This is a genomic window from Delftia sp. JD2 (assembly GCF_001682645.1).
Classification (GTDB): Bacteria; Pseudomonadota; Gammaproteobacteria; order Burkholderiales; family Burkholderiaceae_C; genus Comamonas; species Comamonas acidovorans.
In genome coordinates, this window is record NZ_LFJT01000010.1 from 71,257 (window position 1) to 87,628 (window position 16,372).

Below are 16,372 nucleotides of genomic sequence, written 5' to 3' on the forward strand. Positions count from 1 at the left end.
AGCCGGCGCTCAAAACGGCGGCTTTTTCTATTTTTGATATGGGTTCAATTTATGTAAGTTACATTGAATTGATCAAAAAGAAAGGAAGAGCGCACTGCGCACGCTCTTCCCGGGTCTGCGTCAAGCAGCTGCCAGTGTCAGGCTGGGGCTCGCCATGCCGATCTCCTTCGCCGAGCTGATCTGGAACGTGGCCACCGCCTGTGCCAGCACCCGCGCCTGCCGTTCCAGGCTGGCTGCAGCGGCTGCCGACTCTTCCACCAAGGCGGCATTCTGTTGCGTGACCTGGTCCATCTGGGAGACGGCCTGGGTGATCTGCCCCAGGCCACCGCTCTGCTCCACGCTGGAGGCAGAGATGGCCTCGATCAGCGACGCCACCTCGCTCACCTGGGCTTCAATGGCATCCATAGCCTTGCCTGCTTCCCGGACCTGGTTGCCGCCCGTTCGCACCTTGTCGGTGGATGCCGTGATCAGTGCCTTGATCTCCCGCGCCGCTGCGGCGCTGCGCTGGGCCAGGGAGCGCACTTCCCCGGCCACCACGGCAAAGCCCCTGCCCTGCTCGCCTGCCCGCGCGGCCTCCACCGCTGCATTGAGCGCCAGGATATTGGTCTGGAAGGCAATGGAGTCGATCACGCCCGTGATCTCGGCAATCTTTCCGCTGCTGGCCGAGATTTCGTCCATGGTGCCGATGACCCTGGCGACCGCGCCGCCGCCCACGCCGGCCACCTCCTTGGCACGCACGGCCAAGGCGCTGGCCTGCCGCGCGTTCTCGGAGCTCTGGCCCACGTTGCCGGCCAGCTGCTCCATGGACGCCGCCGTTTCCTGCAGGCTGGAGGCCTGGTGCTCGGTGCGGCTGCTCAAATCCTGGTTGCCGGCAGCGATCTGGCTGGAGGCCGTGGTCACCGACTCCACGCCCCGCCGCACATCGCCAACGATGTTTGCAAGCGACTCGCGCATGGCGCTCATGGAGCGCAGCAGGTCGCCGACCTCGTCACGCCCAGTGGCCTGGATCTCGGACGCCAGGTCGCCCTGCTCGATGTGCCGGGCCACTTCCACGGCCGACTTCAAGGGCACCGTGATGGAGCGCGTGACCATGTAGCCCAGGGCCACGGCCAGGATGACGGCTGCCGCCACAAAACCGTAGATCAGCATCTGCGACCGTGCAAAAACCTCCCTGGAGTCCCCATAGACATCCTCCGACGTCTTGAGCTGCAGCTCGACCAGCTCGCCGATCTTGGCGCTGATGGGGTCGATGCTGGCATACAGCGCGCCGTCGAACTCATCCAGGCTGCCGGCCTTCTTGCCGTCCAGCTGCTTGAGGCGCTGCAGCAGTTTGTCGATGCTCTGGTTGGCAGGCGCGAACAGTGCCTGGGCCTGCTTGGCCAGCATGGCCTCCTGCGCTGTGAGCTGGGTGGACGAGTAGCTGCGCCAGGCGGCCTCGATCGCGGGCAGCGTGCCCGAGATGCTGGCCGATGCCTCCTGTGCCGTGATCAGGCCCGCATTGGCTTTATTGACCGTGTCTATGACGTTGACGGCATAGGCATCCGCAATCTGCTTGAGCTGCTTGAGTGGAACCACACGGTCCTGGTACAGGGTCTCCGTGCCCGAAAACACATGGCCCAGCGCCCTTGCGCCGACGCCCCCTACGGCCATCAGGCAGACCAGCAGGACAAGAAAGACGGCTGTAAGCCGGGTACCGATACGCACATCGCTGAGTTTTTTCATCGCAGAACCTCTGGCCCAGTGCTGCCGTCGGTATAGGCCATCGCTATCGCATCCAGGCAGTCACATTAGCTGCCTTATCGGTAGCGGTGGCCGATTTCTTGAGAGACAAAACTCAATAAGTTCCGCGGGATGTGTAAAGACGCCCGCCACAGTGAGGATGCCCAGCCCCTGCCCTCAACCCCGTTGCCAGGCCAACCCATCCAAGGCACGGCCAATCCATTCATGTAAGTTACATTGATATCATAAAAAAAATGGCCCGTGAAAGCACGAGCCATTTCCATCAGACGTAGACGTCGACCACGCCACCCAGTCCGGGCGCCTTGTTGCTCTTCGGCTGGGACGGCGACTTGGCTTCGGCCGCCTGCTGCTGCTCGCGCTGCTTGTCGATCTGGGCTTGCTGCCTGGCGCGCATGAGCGCCTCGATCTGGCTTTGCACCATCATGATCTGCGACTGCAGCAGCTTGGCCTTCGTCTGCTTGGCCTTGGCGTCGATGTTCTCGGAAGACACTTCCTTGAGCGCCTGCTGCAGCTCCTTGAGCTTGCGCTGCAACGCAACGATGTCATTGCCGCCGGAGGATGAAGCGGCTCCCGAGGCGGAAGCCGATGTGGAGGATGAGACTTGCATGCCCCGTACATCGACCACCGGCGCACGAACTGAAGGCCAAAAACACCGCTGACCCGCCCGCAATCACCCCAGCACATGCCGCAGCGCTGCCGCCGATGCAATGCCGACCAGCACCGTCGGCAGAATGGGCAGCCGGCTCGCGGCCACCATCGTCACCACCAGGGCCAGCAGATCGGCCGGCCGCTCGGACACAAACGCCGGGGCAATCACCGAGATCAGCACGCAGCCCGGCAGGCTTTCCATCACGTACTGCATTCGCGGGCTCAGCGTGCGCCCGCGCAGCAGCAGGTAGCCGATCACCCGCGTGAAATACGTGCTGCACGCCATGAGCACCAGCGTCAGCAAGGTTGTGGCTTCCATCGCTCAGCTCCTGGGCGCCAGCAAGGCCGCGCAAACCAGGCCCGAAACGGCGCCGGCCGCCACATACCAGGCGCCAGGCACCAGCTTGTAGACCAGGGCCGCCGTCACCAGGCTCACCAGCCAGGGCCGGCAAGGCCTGACGCCCTTCCACATGCCGCGCAGCAGCACCAGAAACACGGCGGTGAACGCCATGTCGAAGCCGTACTGCTCCAAGTCGCCAATGCGCGGCCCCAGAAAGGCACCGGCCGCCGTGCACGACACCCAGGCCATGTACAGGCCTGCCGACACGCCCATGTAGTAAGGCAGGCTCACGCGCCGGGCGGCACTGCGCTGCGCGTCTGCCAGGGCCAGCGCCCAGCTTTCGTCGCACATGAAGAACAGGGCCGGCAGCGCACGGCGCCTGGGCAGATGGCGCAGATAGGGCGCCAGCGCCGCACCCATCAGGATGTGCCGGCAATTGACCAGGAAGGACATGGCGACGATCAGCAGCACATGCGGCGGCGACGTCCACAGCCGTATGGCCGTGAACTCAGAGCCGCCGCCGAAGTTCATCCCGGTCATGAGAGGAACTTCCAGCGGTGCCAGCCCTTTCTGCACGGCCTGCGCACCCAGCACCAGGGCAAAGGGCACGAAGCCCAGCATCACGGGAATCGCATCCCTGAAGCCGCGAAAGGCCTCGGAACTGCGGGAGACGGAATCTGCCGAAACGGCAGCGGGGGAAAGTGGAATGGATGAAGACATGGAGAGCGGCGATTGTCGGCCTGTGCCGCTGGAATTTGCTGCTGATTCATGCTTTCGCCAGCCATTTCACGGACGTTTATGCCGATTTATTCGAGCAACTGGAAATAATCTGCCGCACAAGCGCTGCACAAGCGCTGCACAAGCGCTGCACAAGCGCTGCACAAGCGCTGCACAAGCGCCGCTCAACCCATTTCCATGGCTGGCGGCGCTCCTCGGATGGCCGCGCCTGCCCTCCTGACATTTCACGAAACCCAACAGCCATTGGCTCCCGCCATGCTGCAGTGCGTCGCAAACGGCTGTGCCGGCCAGGGCGGCAGCGGGACCATGAAGCCCTCATCACTTCGCTTCACCTGAAAGGTTCTCCATGCGCACTTCCCACTTCACCCGCTTCATCGCCCTGACCGCCCTCAGCCTGGGCCTGGCCGGCACCGCCCTCGCCCAGGACGCCACGCCCTCCTCCACTGCTGCCCCCACCGACCTCAGCCGCGCCCAGGTGCTGGCCGACCTGGAAATGTGGCACCGCGCCGGACTCACCTATCTCTCGGACCGCGAGATCGATGTCCGCTCCACCGAATACCAGCGCGGCCTGGAGCGCTACCAGCAACTGCGCGCCAGCCCCGCCTACCGCGAGGCCGTGGCAAGGCTGGAGAAGGGACATGCCGTGGCCCTGGACAAGTGAGCTTGAAGGCGGCCGGTGGCGGATCTGGGGAGCTGAAAGCCACCGGCGGGTCTGGATAACCCTGATACCGTCCCCGGCACCCTCGCGCCACACGGTCAAACGGTGTTTCTGCAATAATTGCCGCAACAATCATTGCGCAGTCAATTATTTCACCCGCAGACACCATGACCCAGCCTCCCCTGCCCAACGGCCTGCAGCCCTCGGACTTCTACAGCCCCGGCAGCTACACGCCCTTCGAGAGCGTGGGGTTCCTCATGCGCAAGGTGCTCAGCTCCATCCTCCAGCAGGCCGATGCGCAGCTGGCCGAGCATGAGCTGACCTATGTGCAGTGGCTGCCGCTGTACAAGCTGCTGCTGTGCAGCGATGCCACGAATGCCGGCATGGCGCGTGACCTGGGGCTGGATCCGGCCTCCATCACGCGGGCGCTGGACCGGCTCGAATCCAAGGGCATGCTGCGGCGCGAGCGCTCCACGGTGGACCGCCGCGTGGTCAAGCTGGTGCTGACCGATGAAGGCCGTGCCATGGCGGCCAAGGTGCCGCAGGTGCTGTCCAGCGTGATGAATGCCCATATGGCCGGCTTCAGCCATGACGAGTCGCGCCAGCTGCTGGACATGCTGCGCCGCCTGCTGGCCAATGGCGATGCGATGCGCGCGCCGGAGGCTGCGCCGCCGGCCCCTGCGCCTGCCACGCCCGTCGGCTGACAGCGCCATCCCCCCTTTTCCGCCCCTGTTTCCGATTTCCTGATTCTTGACCCCCAACAGGCAGACCACCATGCCCAAATCCTTTGTTTCCGTGTCCGCCGCGCCCCGCCGCGTGGCCGCCGCAGCGGCCACCCTGTGCGCCGCGCTGGCCCTGGCCGGTTGTGCTTCCCAGGGCCCGGCCCATGAGCCGCTGGCCCGGCTGGGCGCCGCCGACCTGGGTCTGACGGCCCAGTCCGAGACAGGCGCCAGTACCAGCCTGCCCGCCGCCGATTGGTGGAAGTCCCTGGGCGATGCCCAGCTGGATTCGCTGATCGCCCAGGCGCTGCAGGGCAGCCCCAGCCTGGCCATGAGCCGCGCCCGCTTCGACAAGGCGGCCGCCCTGGCCACGGCCACCAGCACGGCCACCGATGTGCGCGGCACGCTCGGCGTCGACGCCACGCGCCAGCACTACAGCGCCAACGGCCTGGTGCCCGCACCCATTGCCGGCCATACCTACAACACCGGCAACCTGCAGGCCGGCCTGAGCTGGACACCGGATTTCTTTGGCCGCCATGCCGCCGACCTGCAGGCCGCCCTGGGCCAGGCCCGTGCCGCCCAGGCCGACAGCGCCGCCGCCGCCAACCAGCTCGCCGCCCAAGTGGCGCGCAGCTATGTGGCGCTGGCCCGGCTGATTGCCCAAAAGGATGTGGCTGGCCGCACGCTGACCCAGCGCCAGTCGCTGCTGGACCTGAGCCAGCAGCGCACGCGCGCCGGGCTGGACAGCCAGGTGGAGCTGACCCAGGCCCAGGCCGGCCTGCCCGATGCCGGCACCCAGATCGAAATGCTGGACGAGCAGATCACGCTGGCGCGCCGCACCATCGCCGTGCTCTGCGGGCAGGTGCCCGAGGCGCAGCTGCAGCTGTCGCCCCGTCTGGGCGCGCTGCAGATCCAGGCTGTGCCCGGCCAGTTGGGTGCAGACCTGCTGGGCCGCCGCCCCGATGTGGTGGCCGCGCGCTGGCGCGTGGAGTCCGCAACGCAGGGCATAGAGAGCGCGCGGGCGGATTTCTACCCCGATATCAATCTCACGGCCTTCATCGGCCTCAATGCCATCGGCCTGGACAACCTGTTCAAGGGCAGCTCGCGCCAGATGGGCATCACGCCCGCGCTGCGCCTGCCCCTGTTCGACGGCAAGCGCCTGCGCGCCCAGTTGCGCGGCACGCAGGCCGACCTGGACACCGCCATTGCCCAGTACAACGGCGTGGTGCTCGATGCGGTCAAGGAAGCGGGCGACGCCATCACTTCCGTGCAATCGCTGGTGCGCCAACAGCAGCTGCAGGCCGAGTCGCTGGAGAAGGCCGAACGCGCCTACGACTTTGCCGTGCAGCGCTACAAGGCGGGCCTGGCCAGCCAGGTGACGGTGCTGAACACCGAAACCCAGGTGATCACCCAGCGCCGCCTGGACGTGGACCTGCGCGCCCGCGCGCTGGACACGCGCGTGTCGCTGATGAAGGCGCTGGGCGGCGGCTGGACCGATGGCACGGCTGCCGTGCAGGTCAGCCAGCACTGAGATCGCAACCCGCACAGGAATCCACCGCACTCTTGACCCTCCACCGGGCAGACCGCCAGCCAGCGTGACAGACCGCCAGCTCCCTGCCCCGGCCGCAAAACCACATTCATAGATAACAAAGCGCCGTACACCATGACCGACACCAACAAGCAAGCATCCAGCCCTGCCGCCGCACCGGCCGCAGCCTCGCCCGTGGCCAATCCGCAGGGCCGCCGCAAGGGCCTGACCCTCATCGCCGCCGCCGTCGCGGTGGCCGCCGTCGCCTGGGGCGGCTGGCACTGGATGGTGGCCCGCAACTACCAGACCACGGACAACGCCTATGTGGCGGGCAACGTGGTGCAGATCACGCCGCAGATCGGCGGCACGGTGATCAGCATCGGCGCCGACGACACCGACTACGTCAAGCCCGGCCAGCTGCTGGTGCAGCTGGACTCGGCCGATGCCCTGGTCGCCCTGTCCCAGGCGGAGTCGCAACTGGCCCAGACCGTGCGCCAGGTGCGCACCCTGTACGCCAACAATGCGCCCCTGGTGGCCCAGGTGGCCCAGCGCGAGGCCGACCTGGCCCGCCTGCAGGCCGATGCCGCCCGCGCCCGCGAGGATGTGGACCGCCGCCGCCCGCTGCTGGCCACCGGCGCCGTGGGCAAGGAAGAGTTCGACCACGCCCAGTCCCTGGCCCGCACGGCAGGCAATGCCGCCTCTGCAGCAGAAGCCGCCGTGCGCGCCGCCAAGGCGCAGCTGACCGCTGCCGAAGCCCAGACCAAGGGCAGCAGCGCCGAAGAGCACCCCAGCGTGATCGCCGCTTCCGCCAAGGTGCGCGAGGCCTATCTGGCGCTGCAGCGCACGCGCCTGGTCTCGCCCGTGGAAGGCTATGTGGCCAAGCGCGGCGTGCAACTGGGCCAGCGCGTGGCCTCGGGCGCGCCGCTGATGACGGTGGTGGGCCTGCACAACCTCTGGGTGGATGCCAACTTCAAGGAAAGCCAGCTGGCCCAGCTGCGCATAGGCCAGAAGACCGAACTGACGGCCGATGTGTACGGCGACAAGATCAGCTACCACGGCACCGTGGTCGGCATGGGTGCAGGAACCGGCGCGGCCTTCTCGCTGCTGCCCGCGCAGAACGCCACCGGCAACTGGATCAAGGTGGTGCAGCGCGTGCCCGTGCGCATTGCGCTGTCGCCGGAAGACCTGGCCCAGCACCCGCTGCGCGTGGGCCTGTCGATGGAGGCCAAGGTGGACGTGCGCGACCAGCAGGGTGAAGTGCTGGCAACCGCCACGCGCAATGCCCCCGTGGCCCAGACCTCCATCTACGACATGGCATTGCCCCAGGCGGAGGAGCGCATCGCCCACATCGTGGCGGGCCAGAACGTGGCGCCGCTCAAGCAGTTGCCCGAGCTGCCGCCCGTCGCCATGGCCGATGCGCAAGACAGGTCACAGGGCAAGGCGCCAGCCGCAGTGGCCTCCGCGCCGGTTGACGCGCAGGCCACGCAGTCCAAGTAAGCAGGCATCGCTTCCCCGCCTTCCCAGAACCTACGCGGACTGCCTATGACTTCCTCTACCACCGCCGTGCCGGAGCCGGCGCAGCCGGGTGGGCCGACCGTGCCGCCTGCCGCGCCACCCTCGGCACCGCCTGCCATGCCCGCACGGCCCGCACCGCTCAAGGGCGCCCAGCTGGCCCTGGGCACGCTGGCCCTGTCGCTGGCCACCTTCATGAACGTGCTGGACTCGTCCATTGCCAACGTCGCCATTCCGGCGATCTCGGGCGACGTGGGCGTCAGCCCCAGCCAGGGCACCTGGGTGATCACCAGCTTTGGCGTGGCCAACGCCATCTCGGTGCCGCTCACGGGCTGGCTCACCCAGCGCTTCGGCGCCGTGCGCCTGTTCACCATGAGCGTGCTGCTGTTCGTGCTGACCTCCTGGCTCTGCGGCTTTGCCTCGTCGCTGGAGATGCTGGTGCTGTTCCGCGTGCTCCAGGGGCTGGTCGCCGGGCCCATGATCCCGCTGTCGCAGACACTGCTGCTGTCCAGCTACCCGCCGGCCAAGGCCGGGGTGGCGCTGGCGCTTTGGGGGATGACCACCCTGGTGGCGCCCGTTGTCGGGCCGCTGCTGGGGGGCTGGATCACGGACAACATCTCCTGGCCCTGGATCTTCTACATCAACGTGCCCGTGGGCTTGCTGTCGGCCCTGATGACCTGGAGCATCTACCGCAGCCGCGAGACCCCCACGCGCAAGCTGCCCATCGACTCCGTGGGCCTGGCCCTGCTGGTGCTGTGGGTGGGCGCGCTGCAGCTGATGCTGGACAAGGGCAAGGAGCTGGACTGGTTCGCCTCGGGCGAGATCGTCACGCTGTGCGTGCTGGCCATCGTGAGCTTCGTGGTCTTCCTGGTCTGGGAGCTGACGGATGCGCACCCGGTGGTGGACCTGCGCCTGTTCATGCGCCGCAATTTCGCGGCGGGCTCGGTGGCGCTGTCGATTGCCTACGGCCTGTTCTTCGGCAACGTGGTGCTGCTGCCGCTGTGGCTGCAGCAGTGGATGGGCTATACCTCCACCACGGCCGGCATGGCGCTGGCGCCGGTGGGCATCTTCGCCATCATCCTGACGCCGCTGGTGGGCCGCAAGGTCACGCAGTGGGACCCGCGCAAGATGGCCACGGGCGCCTTCGTGGTGTTCGCCCTGGTGCTGTGGATGCGCTCGCGCTTCACGGTGGAGACGGACTTCATGCACATCCTGGTGCCCACGCTGATCCAGGGCGGGGCCATGGCGTTCTTCTTCATCCCGCTGACGACAATCACGCTGTCGGGCATCTCGCCGGACCGTATCCCGGCCGCCGCCGGCCTGAGCAACTTCGTGCGCATCACGGCGGGGGCCATGGGCACCTCCATCGCCACCACGCTCTGGGAAAACCGCGCCGCGCTGCACCATGCCCATCTGACCGAAGGGCTGATCCAGGGCCAGGGCGTGTTCGGCGTCACCCTGCAGGGGCTGCAGGCCGCAGGCCTGAGCCAGGCGCAGGCGCTGGCCCAGATCAACCGCCTCATCGACCAGCAGGCCTATACGCGGGCGGCGGACGACATCTTCCTGGCGTCGTCCGTGCTGTTCCTGGTGCTGATCGTGCTGATCTGGATGACCAGGCGCCCTGCGGGCCATGCCGGTGGTGCCGAGGCGGCCGGCGCCCATTGAGGCCCAGCTTGCGGCCATCACGACAAGGAGCTGCCTGCAGGGGCAGCTCCTTTTTTTTGTTTACATGACGACACGCAAGGCGCCTTGAATCGGGCCGCCAAGACCACCATCTCGACAGGGCTGCGCCACCGGTTCCATGATGGCGGCGGCCTGAACACCGACGGAGCACCGTGAAAACACCCCGCATCTTCCGCGCCCCGATTGCCGACTACGCCCAATCACCCCAGTCGGTGGGCGGGCGCTTTCGCAACGTCCATCCCCGCCCCGCCAACGCGCCCCAGCCCGACGCCAAGGTGATGTGGGACTTCTTCTTCAACAAGCCCAAGGACACCGAGCCTGCGGCGCCCCTGCCCGTGCAGCGGCTCACCCCGGCCGACCTGGCCGCCGCGCCCGAGCGCAGCCTGTACCGCCTGGGCCACTCCACGCTGCTGATGAAGCTGCGCGGCGGCTGGTGGATCACCGACCCGGTGTTTGCCGAGCGCGCCTCGCCCTTTTCCTTCATCGGCCCCAAGCGCTTTCATGCGCCGCCCATCGCCCTGCATGAACTGCCCGCGCTGCGCGGCGTGGTGCTTTCGCACGACCACTACGACCATCTGGACCGTGCCACCATCCGCGCCCTGGCGCCCCGGGTCGACTTCTTCCTGTGCACGCTGGGCGTGGGCGACCGGCTCATGGACTGGGGCGTCGCCCCCGAGAAGGTGCGCCAGTTCGACTGGTGGCAGGACGTGCAGGTGGACGGCCTGCGCTTCACGGCCACGCCGGCCCAGCATTTCTCGGGCCGGAGCCTGCGCGACGGCAACCGCACGCTGTGGGCGTCCTGGGTCATCGAGGACCTGGAAAGTGCCGACACGCTGCGCGTCTTCTTCAGCGGCGACGGCGGCTATTTCGACGGCTTTGCGCAAATCGGCCGGCGCTTCGGTCCCTTCGACCTCACGCTGATGGAAACCGGCGCCTACGACCCGCACTGGCCCTATGTGCACATGCACCCGGCCCAGACCGTGCAGGCCCACCGCGACCTGGGCGGACGCTGGCTGCTGCCCATTCACAACGGCACCTTCAGCCTGGCCATGCATGCCTGGTGGGACCCCTTCGAGCGCGTGCTGGCCCTGGGTGCCGAGCACGGCATTGCCGTGGCCACCCCCATGATGGGCGAGCGCGTGGACCTGGATGCCCCCCATGCAGGCGAGCGCTGGTGGCGTGCCCTGGTATCCCCTGCCGTGCAGGACGCAGCCGCGTCAGCGCCACAGGCCCAGCCGCGATAAATCCGTTTTTGCTGCATTGCGTCATCGGCCTACGCGGGCCGGCATCCATCTGGATAAAGTGAACCCAGCTTCAGGAGTGCACATGGCAAATCGCAAAAATCCCCGGGCCGCCCTGGTCGCCCGCCAGGCCACCGACCTGGCCGTCGCAGCGCCCCAGGTCGTGGCCCATCGCCTCACCCGCATGGCCATGGCAGGCGCCAATCCCTCCGCGCGGGACCGGCGTGAATTCACACGCATGGTGTCCGAGAAACAGACAGCCTTCCAGCAATCCTGGGCGGCGATGGGCATGCAGTCCATGGTTGCCAGCCAGGCCTTGATGCAGGCCTGGATGCGCATGTGTTGGACACCCTGGAGCACCTCCACCTGGAACGGCGGAGCCCTGGCATCGCAGGCCTCGCAATGGCAAAACGCCATGTGGGGCGTGGTGGGCAAGGGCCTGGCCCCCGTGCACCGCACGGCGGTGGCCAATGCCAAGCGCCTGGCGCGCGGCTGAGCACGGCCAAGCACGGTTAAGTACGACTGATCGCTGCTCAACGCGGCTGATCCACCCATATCAAGCCCGCTCCATTCACCGGAGCGCGGCCACGCGGCAGGGCCGATGCGAGGGCGAGGTTCGGGTATCCTCGCGGCCTTCGTTCCGTTTTGCTGCGCTGCCGCATTTCCAGGCATGGACTCCATGCAGAGACTGAAAACACGGCCGCGGCAGGCGGATTTCCCCTTTCTGCCATCGCTTTGCCAGTCTTCCCCGGAGTTCTCTGATGACACACAAGGCCCCGCCAACCGGCCAGGGCCTGCACGGTCAAGACGACCTGCAGCGCAATCTCACCAACCGCCATATCCAGCTCATCGCCATCGGCGGGGCCATCGGCACGGGCCTGTTCATGGGCTCGGGCAAGACCATCAGCCTGGCCGGCCCGTCCATCATCTTTGTCTACACCATCATCGGCGTGATGCTGTTCTTCGTGATGCGGGCCATGGGCGAGCTGCTGCTGTCCAACCTGCAGTACCGCTCCTTCATCGACTTCTCGTCCGACCTGCTCGGCCCCTGGGCCGGCTTCTTCACGGGCTGGACCTATTGGTTCTGCTGGATCGTGACGGGCATTGCCGATGTGATTGCCATATCGGCCTACTCCCAGTTCTGGTTCCCCGACCTGCCGCAGTGGGCACCGGCCATCGCCTGCGTGGGCCTGCTGCTGGGCCTGAACCTGCTGACGGTGAAGCTGTTCGGGGAGATCGAGTTCTGGTTCGCCATGATCAAGATCGTGGCCATCGTGGCCCTGGTGGGCACGGGGCTGTACATGGTGGGTGCCGCCTTCGTCTCGCCTGCGGGCCGCACGGCCAGCCTGTCAAATCTCTGGAATGACGGCGGCATGTTCCCCAACGGGATGATGGGTTTCTTCGCGGGCTTCCAGATCGCGGTGTTCGCCTTCGTGGGCATCGAGCTGGTGGGCACCACGGCGGCCGAGGCCAAGGACCCCGAGCGCACGCTGCCGCGCGCCATCAATTCGATTCCCGTGCGCATCATCGTGTTCTACGTGCTGGCCCTGATCGCCATCATGGCCGTCACCCCCTGGCGCGACGTGGTGCCCGGCAAGAGCCCGTTCGTGGAGCTGTTCGTGCTCGCAGGCCTGCCGGCCGCCGCAGGCGTGATCAATTTCGTGGTGCTGACCTCGGCTGCCTCGTCGGCCAACAGCGGCGTGTTCTCCACCAGCCGCATGCTCTACGGCCTGGCGCTCAAGGGCGATGCGCCCCGGGCGTTCCACCGGCTGTCGCGCAGCAGCGTACCCTCGCGCGGGCTGCTGTTTTCCTGCACCTGCCTGCTGGCCGGCGCGTTTCTGATGTGGGTGGTGCCCGATCTGGTGGAAGCCTTCACGCTGGTGACCACGGTATCGGCCATTCTGTTCATGTTCGTGTGGTCGCTGATCCTGCTGTCCTATGTCGCCTACCGGCGCCAGCGCGCGGCTCTGCATGAGGCTTCGCGCTACAAGATGCCCGGCGGCGTGGCCATGTGCTGGGCCTGCCTGGTGTTCTTTGCCGCCATCCTGGGCCTGCTCACCCTGCAGGCCGACACGCGCCAGGCGCTGGTGGTGACGCCGGCCTGGTTTGCCCTGCTGGCCATCGCCTACCAGTTCGTGCGCCGCCAGGCTTCGCGCCAGTCGGCGGAGCGCTCCACAGCCCTTGCGGGCACGGCAGCCGAACCGCGCTGACCCTCTCCCGGCCGCCCCCCTGCGCATGGGGGCGGCCATTGCAGGATGCCTTTGGCGCCCGCACTCCCTCTGCGCCCCCTTCAGCGACTCCTCCAGAGCCTCCGCGGCCCCTCTTGCCGCGCACCAAACTTGTGCACAGCATCTTTGGCCTGTCCAGCAGTTAGATAACGAGTGAACAAAAATACAACTGTCTTTACGCCAACAAAAAGATGTGGATACAAATCGTTATCATTCGCACCTTGATTTTTAACCAAACCGGAACTTTACAAAGATGGTCAGAATCTCGGTGCTCCGCCCGCTTCCTCTTTGCGCCGCCCTGGCATGCACAGCCATGGCCCATGCCCAGTCAGCCGACAACAAGGCCGACACGTCCCTGTCCACCGTGGTGGTGACCGCCTCGGGCACGGCCGTGGACATCAAGGAAGCGCCGGCCAGCATCAGCGTGATCACCCGCGAGGACATCGAGCGCAAGCCCGTCACCAGCATCGGCGAGCTGCTGTCCACCATTCCCGGCGTGACCGGCGGCCTGTCGGGCACAGGCGCCCAGTCCAAGATCAAGCTGCGCGGCCTGCCCGAGAAGTACACGCTGATCCTGGTGGACGGCAAGCGCCAGGGCAACTCGGCCGGCATCAACTACCGCGACGACCTGGGCTCGCAGGATCTGGACTGGATCTCGCCCGAGATGATCGAGCGCATCGAGGTGGTGCGCGGCCCCATGTCCTCGCTGTACGGCTCGGACGCCATGGGCGGCGTGATCAACATCATCACGCGCAAGATCGGCAAGCGCTGGAGCGGCTCGACCACGCTGAACTACAGCAAGCCCTCCGACAGCGACCGCGGCGACACGCGCCAGCTGGGCTTCAACATCAGCGGCCCGCTGTCCGACAAGTTCGGCCTGCGCCTGGGCGGCAACTACACGGACCGCGCAGCCGACGAGAGCACGGGCGGCTTCCCGGGTACCTACCAATCGACGGCCGGCTCGCGCAAGCAAAACCTCAACGCCCTGCTCAACTGGCAGCTCACACCCGACCAGGTGATCGGCATCGAGGCCGCGCAAGGCATCCAGCGCGCCACGGGCTCCGACGCGCGCACGGCGTCGGGCGACCAGGTGGTCTATCCCTGGGGCCTGAGCAAGCTGGAGCAGACCAAGTTCGGCCTCAGCCATGACGGTCGCTGGGGCGACCTGACCTCCAAGCTCAACCTCGTGCACAACAAGTACGAGGACAAGGGCGACACCATCGGCAACAACTCCAAGGAAACCACGCTGGACGGCCGCATCGACAAGCCGTTGAAGCTGTGGGGCCTGGATCAGGCCATGACGCTGGGCATGCAGTGGCGCCGCGAGTCGCTGGACAACCGCGACACCATCGGCCTGGCTCCCATCGACTACGCGGGGCGCCCGGTCTCGGGCTCGGGCCTGAGCGCCACCACCTGGGCGCTGTTCGGCGAGGACCAGATCTTCCTGCGCGAGAACCTGGCGCTGACGCTGGGCCTGCGCATGGACCACCATCAGAAGTACGGCAACAACTGGAGCCCGCGCGCCTACCTGGTCTACCACCCGGCCTCGGAGTGGACGGTGCGCGGCGGCGTCTCGCGCGGCTTCCGTGCGCCCAACCTGAAGGAAAACTCGGCCAGCGCCGCCACGCAATCCGGGGGCAACGGCTGCCGCAGCCTGGCCGGCATGGGCTGGACCAACACCAGCGTCAACGCCGACGGCACGCGCGGCTGCTACATGGCCGGCAACCCCGACCTGCAGCCCGAGACCAGCACCAACTTCGAGCTGGGCACGAGCTGGGACCGCAATGGCTGGGCGCTGGGTGCCACCTACTTCCACACCAACTTCAAGAACAAGATCGACTACCAGCCGCTGGGCTTCTACAACGGCTTCTGGTGGACCCGCATGGCCAACGCCCAGCGTGCCCGCACGCGCGGCCTGGAAGGCTTCGTGAACGTTCCCCTGGCCAAGGGCCTGACCTGGAACACCAACATCACCAAGATGTTCGAGTCCAAGAACCTGAGCACGGGCGCCTCGCTGCTGGCCGTGCCCGAGCTGTCCATCTACTCGTCGCTGCAGTGGCAGATCCGCCAGGGCTGGTCCGCCATGTTCAGCGCGCGCCACGTGGGCAAGGAAGTCGTGACCACGGGCACGGCCACCACCTTCGCCAAGGCCTATACGACCTTTGACGTGTCCATGAACTACAACGTGACCGACACCCTGACCCTGCGCGCCGGCATCATCAACCTGGCCGACAAGGAAACCCGCACCATCGGCGCCAACTATGACAACGGCGGCCGTACCTACTTCGTGGGGATGACGGCGCGGTTCTGATGGCCCGTTGCCGGCCCTTGCGCTGACCCAGACAAAGCGCCCGTTGTGACGGGCGCTTTTTTCATGGCGAAGAGCAAAGCCTCACTCCCAGACACCGCCCTGCGCAGGGGGCTTGCGCGTCAGCAATTCCTCGTCTGTCAAGGGCCGGCCTGTCCAGACATTCACCTTCGAGGCGCCGGCCGCGTTGGCCAGCTCGCGCAAGGCCCTCAATTCCACCTGGGTGAATCCGCCCTCGGGGTCGCCGAGCGGATGGATGACGATGTGCGGGGAGGCCGCCAGCCAGGCACGCCGATGCATGCGCCTGAGCTGGTACTTCAGAAGCTGCTCGGCCAGGATGAAGTCCGATATCAGCGAACGCGGGTGGGCGAAGGGATTGACGACTTCGGCAGGCTCCGATGCAGCCGCGAGCCTGGCCTGCGGGCCGGCCGCGAGAATCCGGCGCCGGGGCGGCGGACTCAGGGCCAGCTCGGGAACCTCCGACAGGGTCTGCCCGGTCTTCGGATCCTTCAGCGTCAGGCGCTCGGGAGAAATCTGTACGTAGATGAGTGATACGAAGGCAGAGAGCATGGATATCCATCAATCGATTTTCTGAACCACGGTCTGGCCCGGCAGCAAGGCCCGGCCATTCCCGCTGCGCGGCAGCATGGGCGCGACAGGCTGGCCGGTCTGGCGGTCCAGCAGCAGCGAATGCGCCTCGCCCGGCGCGAACAGATGGCCTTCGCCCCATTGCCGCAACGCCACGATCACCGGAAACAACTCAAGGCCCTGGGCCGTGAGTACGTATTCCAGGTAGGCCGAGCCTTCTGCGGCCGGACGGGTTTCGAGGATGCCGGCCTCCACCAGCCGGCGCAGCCGGTCGGCCAGGATATTGCGGGCCGCACCCAGGCTGCGCTGGAAATCGCCAAAGCGGCTGATGCCATCGAAGGCATCGCGCACGATGAGCAGCGACCAGCGGTCGCCGATCACATCCAGGGAGCGGGCCACCGGACAGGGCTGCGGTGTGTCAGGACGGGTGTCTTCTTTCAT

The 16,372-nt window shown here is 66.8% G+C and carries 16 protein-coding genes; 10 read left to right on the top strand and 6 right to left on the bottom strand.

All coding sequences use genetic code 11. From position 1 onward, the window contains the following. Positions 1-120 precede the first annotated feature (120 nt). The 4 genes from ACM14_RS08010 to ACM14_RS08025 form a co-directional block, all read right to left on the bottom strand. Positions 121-1,722, bottom strand: coding sequence for a methyl-accepting chemotaxis protein (locus ACM14_RS08010; RefSeq protein WP_065345838.1), 1,602 nt, complete (start codon positions 1,720-1,722; stop codon positions 121-123). A 280-nt stretch (positions 1,723-2,002) separates the two neighbouring features. Further along, positions 2,003-2,347 carry a FlxA-like family protein gene (locus ACM14_RS08015; RefSeq protein WP_012205575.1) on the bottom strand — a complete coding sequence of 115 codons (345 nt, stop codon included), beginning with the start codon at positions 2,345-2,347 and terminating at the stop codon, positions 2,003-2,005. A gap of 63 nt (positions 2,348-2,410) precedes the next feature. Beyond that, positions 2,411-2,707, bottom strand: coding sequence for an AzlD family protein (locus ACM14_RS08020; RefSeq protein ID WP_065345839.1), 297 nt, complete (start codon positions 2,705-2,707; stop codon positions 2,411-2,413). 3 nt (positions 2,708-2,710) lie between these two features. After that, complete coding sequence (locus ACM14_RS08025) at positions 2,711-3,448, bottom strand: AzlC family ABC transporter permease (protein ID WP_063326170.1); 738 nt, start codon at positions 3,446-3,448, stop codon at positions 2,711-2,713. Here ACM14_RS08025 and ACM14_RS31430 point away from each other — a divergent pair. The 10 genes from ACM14_RS31430 to ACM14_RS08070 all read left to right on the top strand — a co-directional run bounded on the left by ACM14_RS31430 (position 3,435) and on the right by ACM14_RS08070 (position 15,346). Then, complete coding sequence (locus ACM14_RS31430) at positions 3,435-3,686, top strand: hypothetical protein (RefSeq protein WP_139093390.1); 252 nt, start codon at positions 3,435-3,437, stop codon at positions 3,684-3,686. The genes ACM14_RS08025 and ACM14_RS31430 overlap by 14 nt on opposite strands. A gap of 126 nt (positions 3,687-3,812) precedes the next feature. Continuing rightward, positions 3,813-4,127: a DUF4148 domain-containing protein gene (locus ACM14_RS08030; RefSeq protein ID WP_065345840.1), complete on the top strand. Its 315-nt coding sequence runs from the start codon at positions 3,813-3,815 to the stop codon at positions 4,125-4,127. A gap of 164 nt (positions 4,128-4,291) precedes the next feature. After that, the gene (locus tag ACM14_RS08035; protein WP_043791990.1) at positions 4,292-4,828 is read left to right on the top strand and encodes a MarR family winged helix-turn-helix transcriptional regulator; all 537 of its coding nucleotides are present in this window, start codon (positions 4,292-4,294) and stop codon (positions 4,826-4,828) included. A gap of 70 nt (positions 4,829-4,898) precedes the next feature. After that, on the top strand, positions 4,899-6,374 hold the full coding sequence (locus tag ACM14_RS08040) for an efflux transporter outer membrane subunit (protein WP_065345841.1): 1,476 nt from the start codon (positions 4,899-4,901) through the stop codon (positions 6,372-6,374). A gap of 132 nt (positions 6,375-6,506) precedes the next feature. Next, positions 6,507-7,868: an efflux RND transporter periplasmic adaptor subunit gene (locus ACM14_RS08045; RefSeq protein WP_034393493.1), complete on the top strand. Its 1,362-nt coding sequence runs from the start codon at positions 6,507-6,509 to the stop codon at positions 7,866-7,868. A gap of 45 nt (positions 7,869-7,913) precedes the next feature. After that, on the top strand, positions 7,914-9,548 hold the full coding sequence (locus tag ACM14_RS08050; protein ID WP_013802448.1) for a DHA2 family efflux MFS transporter permease subunit: 1,635 nt from the start codon (positions 7,914-7,916) through the stop codon (positions 9,546-9,548). A 170-nt stretch (positions 9,549-9,718) separates the two neighbouring features. After that, positions 9,719-10,810 carry an MBL fold metallo-hydrolase gene (locus ACM14_RS08055; protein ID WP_065345842.1) on the top strand — a complete coding sequence of 364 codons (1,092 nt, stop codon included), beginning with the start codon at positions 9,719-9,721 and terminating at the stop codon, positions 10,808-10,810. 82 nt (positions 10,811-10,892) lie between these two features. Continuing rightward, positions 10,893-11,303 (top strand): polyhydroxyalkanoate granule-associated phasin, encoded by a 411-nt coding sequence (locus tag ACM14_RS08060; RefSeq protein ID WP_065345843.1) that lies wholly within the window; start codon positions 10,893-10,895, stop codon positions 11,301-11,303. 265 nt (positions 11,304-11,568) lie between these two features. After that, a complete protein-coding gene (gene cycA, locus ACM14_RS08065; protein ID WP_065345844.1) occupies positions 11,569-13,017 on the top strand; it encodes a D-serine/D-alanine/glycine transporter in 1,449 nt (482 codons plus the stop codon). A gap of 331 nt (positions 13,018-13,348) precedes the next feature. Beyond that, positions 13,349-15,346 carry a TonB-dependent receptor gene (locus ACM14_RS08070; protein WP_065345845.1) on the top strand — a complete coding sequence of 666 codons (1,998 nt, stop codon included), beginning with the start codon at positions 13,349-13,351 and terminating at the stop codon, positions 15,344-15,346. 81 nt (positions 15,347-15,427) lie between these two features. Here ACM14_RS08070 and ACM14_RS08075 read toward each other — a convergent pair whose 3' ends face one another. Together ACM14_RS08075 and ACM14_RS08080 are read right to left on the bottom strand one after the other, a co-directional pair. Further along, entirely contained in the window at positions 15,428-15,913 is a 486-nt protein-coding gene (locus tag ACM14_RS08075) for a rod shape-determining protein (RefSeq protein WP_034398539.1), read from the bottom strand. 9 nt (positions 15,914-15,922) lie between these two features. Further along, complete coding sequence (locus tag ACM14_RS08080; protein ID WP_065345846.1) at positions 15,923-16,372, bottom strand: helix-turn-helix domain-containing protein; 450 nt, start codon at positions 16,370-16,372, stop codon at positions 15,923-15,925.